Annotated in this window: 7 protein-coding genes; 1 reads left to right on the forward strand and 6 read right to left on the reverse strand. The window is 30.2% G+C overall.

All coding sequences use genetic code 11. The annotated features are described in order from the left end of the window. Positions 1 to 80 precede the first annotated feature (80 nt). Entirely contained in the window at positions 81 to 1232 is a 1152-nt protein-coding gene (locus NSA58_RS15345) for a S41 family peptidase (protein ID WP_039680430.1), read from the reverse strand. A gap of 168 nt (positions 1233 to 1400) precedes the next feature. Between NSA58_RS15345 and NSA58_RS15350 the strand changes: the two genes are divergently transcribed. Further along, positions 1401 to 1970, forward strand: coding sequence for a 5-formyltetrahydrofolate cyclo-ligase (locus tag NSA58_RS15350; RefSeq protein WP_039680431.1), 570 nt, complete (start codon positions 1401 to 1403; stop codon positions 1968 to 1970). 54 nt (positions 1971 to 2024) lie between these two features. Here NSA58_RS15350 and NSA58_RS15355 read toward each other — a convergent pair whose 3' ends face one another. The 5 genes from NSA58_RS15355 to NSA58_RS15375 form a co-directional block, all read right to left on the reverse strand. Continuing rightward, positions 2025 to 2450 carry a hypothetical protein gene (locus tag NSA58_RS15355; RefSeq protein WP_074080057.1) on the reverse strand — a complete coding sequence of 142 codons (426 nt, stop codon included), beginning with the start codon at positions 2448 to 2450 and terminating at the stop codon, positions 2025 to 2027. A 158-nt stretch (positions 2451 to 2608) separates the two neighbouring features. Beyond that, positions 2609 to 3538 carry a transketolase family protein gene (locus NSA58_RS15360; protein WP_039680433.1) on the reverse strand — a complete coding sequence of 310 codons (930 nt, stop codon included), beginning with the start codon at positions 3536 to 3538 and terminating at the stop codon, positions 2609 to 2611. Further along, positions 3531 to 4358: a transketolase gene (locus tag NSA58_RS15365; RefSeq protein WP_039680434.1), complete on the reverse strand. Its 828-nt coding sequence runs from the start codon at positions 4356 to 4358 to the stop codon at positions 3531 to 3533. Before NSA58_RS15365 ends, NSA58_RS15360 begins: the two co-directional genes overlap by 8 nt. 154 nt (positions 4359 to 4512) lie before the next feature. Further along, positions 4513 to 4878 (reverse strand): type II toxin-antitoxin system PemK/MazF family toxin, encoded by a 366-nt coding sequence (locus tag NSA58_RS15370; protein ID WP_039680435.1) that lies wholly within the window; start codon positions 4876 to 4878, stop codon positions 4513 to 4515. Continuing rightward, positions 4871 to 5152 carry a hypothetical protein gene (locus tag NSA58_RS15375; RefSeq protein ID WP_052233059.1) on the reverse strand — a complete coding sequence of 94 codons (282 nt, stop codon included), beginning with the start codon at positions 5150 to 5152 and terminating at the stop codon, positions 4871 to 4873. The genes NSA58_RS15370 and NSA58_RS15375 overlap by 8 nt, the downstream gene beginning before the upstream one ends. Between the last annotated feature and the right edge of the window lie 254 nt (positions 5153 to 5406).

Below are 5406 nucleotides of genomic sequence, written 5' to 3' on the forward strand. Positions count from 1 at the left end.
TAGCTCCCGCAAGAGCTCCAAGTATAATTGCAGTTTTTGGTTTTACAGCTTTTTTAGCCTGTAAAGAAATCATTGGGTTATCACTTAATTTCCTTCTTAATATATTCTAATGCCGATTTAAGCTGTTGATTTTCATCTGCTTCTTGAATTTTAGGTGTAATACCTTTTCCATTTATATAATCTCCATTTGGTGTAAAATACTGAGCAGTTGTCAATTTATATCCAGTACCATCTTTTAATCCTTTTACGCTTTGTACTAACCCTTTACCAAAAGATGTTTCTCCTATCGCTATAGCTTTTCCATTATCAACTAATGCTGCTGTTAAAATTTCTGATGCAGATGCACTTCCTCCATTTATTAAAACAGCAATTGGCATATTAACTTCTTTGTCATCTGATTTATAGTACTCTTTATTCCCCGTATTATCCTTTGTATAAACAATAGTTCCCTTTCCTATCAAATCATCTGCTATATCCACACAAACATCTAATAACCCTCCTGGATTGTCTCTTAAGTCTATCACTAGTCCTTTTACTCCTTTAGATTCTAATTGACTTAAATTTTCTTTAAACTCTTTATATGTATTTTCATCAAAAGATGTTATTCTTAAGTATCCTATGTTATTATCCATAACTTCATTTGATACACTTTTTGTTACTATAGTTTCTCTGTTAATATCAAAACTTAACTCTTCTCCTTTTCTTTGGACAGTTAAATTAACCTTTGTATTTTCTTTACCTTTTATATTTTTTATTACCTCGTCTATTTTCTTAGAATCAACATTTTCTCCATCAACTTTTAGCACTATATCTCCAGATTTAATTCCTGCTTTAGCTGCGGGTGAACCTTCTATTGGTGAAATTATTGTTAACTTATTATCTTCAGGATTAACACCTATGTATACTCCTATTCCAACAAAAGAACCACTTGTTTGCTCTTTTAAACTTTGAAATTCATCTGTTGTATAGTATTGTGAATATGGGTCATTAAGACCTTCAAATAATCCTTTTAGTGCTCCATCTACTAGATTATTTTCTGATACTTCTTTATAATAATCCTCCTGAATAAGTTCTTCTAATCCCAATAACTTATTATACTTCGCATAAGATTCATATAAATCTTTAGATATTATTACTTTGTTCCCCAATGTTATTTGAAACATTGTTGTTCCAATTACAGTTACTATTACAAGAATAATAGAATATATAAGAGCCCTCTTCTTAGATATCATTTGTTCATCTCTCCTTTAATCAATCTACTATATATTATATGACTAGCTTGTCTTTTTATTACTATTTATCAATTATATTGATTTAAATCTATAATTTAACTAAAATTTATATTAAGAAAGTAAAATTACGGTAATTATATAATACCATAATTAAGAGGTGTAGATTATATGAAAAAAGAGTTTAGAAAAAAGGTTATTAACCTTAGAAAAGAAAAGGACAAAGATTTTATTAAGCACAACTCAGATATAATCACAGAAAAGCTACTTCAGTTAGACTGTGTAAAAAATGCTAAAACTATTATGCTTTATTTAGACTTTAATAACGAGGTTGCTACAGATAGCTTAATTAATAAGCTTATCAACTTAGGAAAAACTGTTGCATCTCCCATAACTTTAAAAGAAGAAAGAAAATTAATACCTTCTCAAATTACAGATTTAGAAAATGGAATTCAGTATGGTGCTTATAATATTAGAGAGCCAAAACCTGAATGTTCTACGACTATAGACATTAAAGATTTAGATGTAGTTATAGTACCTGCTGTAGCCTATGATAAAGGCTGCTATAGACTTGGCTACGGTGGAGGTTTTTATGATAGATTTCTTGAGAATCTAAGAGAAGATGCTGTTACCGTTGGAATCGCATTTGATTTACAAATTTTTAATGAGGTTCCAAAAGAAGACCATGATGCTCAGCTAGATTATATAGTAACCGAATCAACAATATTAACACCAAAATAAAATTCGCTTGACTCAAATAAATAAGAGCTCTTGATTAATTCAAGAGCTCTTATTCTATTTTTCTTCTTTTGTTGTATTCAATTGGATTTTGTCTGGCAAAGATTTAAGATTTGTTTCAGCAACTACAAAAGGATAAGACTTACTCTTGTCTTTATATGTAATATTCACTATCATAACAGTTTTTTCTTCCACTGTATCCATGGTGATTTTATCTATGTTTATACCATGTTCTTTTTCTCCCCTTGTTACTATAACGTATATTTTACCATTTAGTTTTACTGCTAAAGCTCTCTCCTCGTCTTCGTACTTATCCATAATATCTAATATTTTATCTGGTATAGATTCTCTTTGTACCATTGTGAAATCAACTGGTTTTGAATTATCTAAAAATAATTTAGGTATAAAGACAAATCCTAAAACTATAAATAATATTAGTATTACACCATATATTACTCCTTTGATATTAAACTTAATCTCCACATTATCCCCCCTATCTCTTATAAATATATGAGGTAATAATCTTCGATAGAATAATAAATAGATTGTAATTTATATTTTCTCAATAACTAAGATAAGATATAAATACATTACAATAAAAAAAGCGTATTTAATAAAATATTAAATACGCTATATATATACTAGTTTAATGCTTCTTTAACTTTTTCTACTATGTTTTTAGCAGTTAAACCATATTTTTCTAATAATTCACTTGGAGTCCCTGATTCACCGAAGCAATCATTCATTCCAACCTTTTTAACTATTATAGGGTTACTTTCAGATACAACTTCACTTACAGCTGATCCTAATCCACCTATTACACTATGTTCTTCTGCTGTAACTATTGCTTTAGTTTCTTTAGCAGCTTTTATTATAAGGTCTGTATCTATTGGTTTTATTGTAGACATATTAATAACTCTAGCATTTATGTTTTCTTCTTTTAACATATCTGCAGCTATTAAAGCTTCATTAACCATTATTCCACAAGCTATTATCGTAGCATCGTTACCATCTCTAAGTACAACACCTTTTCCAATTTCAAAATTATAGTCTTCTTCAAATATTGTTGGAACTGCACTTCTTCCAAGTCTAATGTACATTGGTCCATCAAACTCAGCTGCTGCAAATATCATCTTTTCAGCTTCTATTCCATCAGCTGGAACAACTACTGTCATGTTTGGGATAGATCTCATTAAAGATATATCTTCTACACTTTGGTGAGAACCACCATCTTCTCCAACAGTAATACCTGCATGTGTAGCTGCTATTTTTACGTTTAATTTAGGATAGCATACTGAGTTTCTTATTACCTCAAATGCTCTTCCAGTAGCGAACATTGCAAATGTACTTGCAAAAGGTACTTTACCTGCTGCTGCAAAACCACAAGCAGCACCTACTAAGTTTTGTTCTGCTATACCCATGTTGAAAAATCTATTTGGGTATGCTTTTAAAAAGTCATTTGTTTTAGTTGATTTAGATAAATCTGCATCTAAAACTACTACATCGTCATTCATTTTCCCTAATTTAACTAAGGCTTTTCCGTAAGCCTCCCTAGTTGCTATTTTACTCATGGAAAGCACCTCCTAATTCTGATAATGCTTGTTCAAGTTGTTCTTCACTTGGTGCACTTCCATGCCATGAAGCTTGGTTTTCCATGAAAGATACCCCTTTACCTTTTACTGTTTTAGCAATTATCATTGTTGGCTTATCTACTGTATCTTTTGCCATATCTAATGCTGCAAATATTTGGTCAAAGTCATGACCATCAATAGTTATTACATTCCATCCAAAAGTTCTAAACTTATCCTCTATAGGATTAATGCTCATTACTGATTCAACTTCTCCATCAATCTGAAGTCCATTGTAATCAAGGAACGCTATCATATTATCAAGCTTGTAGTGAGCTGCACTCATAGCAGCTTCCCATATAATACCTTCTTGAACTTCTCCATCTCCTAGTAATGCATATACATTCCATGGAGCGTTATCTAATTTAGCTGCCATAGCCATTCCGCATGCAACTGAAAAACCTTGTCCTAATGAACCTGTAGACATTTCTACACCAGGTATTTTTTTCATATCAGGATGCCCTTGAAGCATACTTCCTAATTTTCTTAAACTGTTTAACTCTTCTTTATCAAAATATCCTCTTTCAGCTAATGTTGCATATAAAGCTGGTGCTGCATGACCTTTTGATAGTACAAATCTATCTCTATCTTCCATTTTTGGATTTGTTGGGTCAATATTCATTTGATCAAAGTAAAGAGCTGTTAAAATCTCAACCGCTGATAATGAACCACCTGGATGCCCTGATTTTGATTTACATATCATTGAGACGATGTCTTTTCTTATTACATTAGTAATCTCATTTAATCCTTTATGGTCTCTCATGTAATTTACCTCCCTAGTTATATACTGAGGCTATTGGTTAATTAGCCATATTGTATTTAAATCTCATTATATTATAACATCTTTATGGTATTTTTTTGCGTTTTTTGTATATAAAACAAAAAAATTATTGATATGCTACTATATCAATAATTTTTTATATGCTAAATAAATCTAAACTTATTTGCAGCCCATTATTTACTTTTAGCATAGTTTTATTATCTAGATAACCTATTTTTTCTCTCAGCCGCTTTTTGTCTATGGTTCTAATTTGCTCTAAGAGAATTACAGAGTCTTTATTAAGTCCGTATTCACTAGAACTTATTTCTATATGGGTAGGCAATTTTGCTTTATTAATCTGGGATGTTATAGCAGCAATTATAACCGTAGGGCTATATTTATTTCCTATATTATTTTGGATTATTAAAACAGGTCTAACGCCTCCTTGTTCCGAGCCAATAACTGGACTTAAATCTGCATAAAATAAATCTCCTCGCTTAATATCTAAGCTAAGATTATTCAACTTTGGCTATATCTCCTTCAGAATCATCATCCAAAGATACTTCATCTGTCATACCAAGTTCCGCTAATGATAAGTTGATTTTAGCCATTTCCTTATAACCCTTTATCATACTTTCTTTTAGGTTAATTTTCTTTTTTTGGGTTATATAAAACTGAAAAGCAGCCTTTGCAAAGTCTTCCCTATTACTATTTTCCATCTGCACTATTTGATCTACTTCAGATAAAATATAGTCAGGTAAAGTAAACATAATTTTTTCTTTATTCTTATTGCTCACAAAATCGCCTCCCAGAGAACAATATCTCTTATATTTTATCAGATTCCTAACTAATTGTAAAATTGCATTTGTTTCCATATAAGTACGTTCATTTGTTGTGTATTTAATAAATAAATAAAATTATAACTATATTTACATTATTTTTAATTTTATACACCTCATGTTAAATATTATAACCTACACAACTTTTTTTATGTCTTCAATCATAGTTTTTGGAGCAAAAAATTTACTATACAACTTATTCATTAACAATT

The sequence above is a fragment of the Terrisporobacter muris genome, from assembly GCF_024621905.1.
Classification (GTDB): domain Bacteria; phylum Bacillota; class Clostridia; order Peptostreptococcales; family Peptostreptococcaceae; genus Terrisporobacter; species Terrisporobacter muris.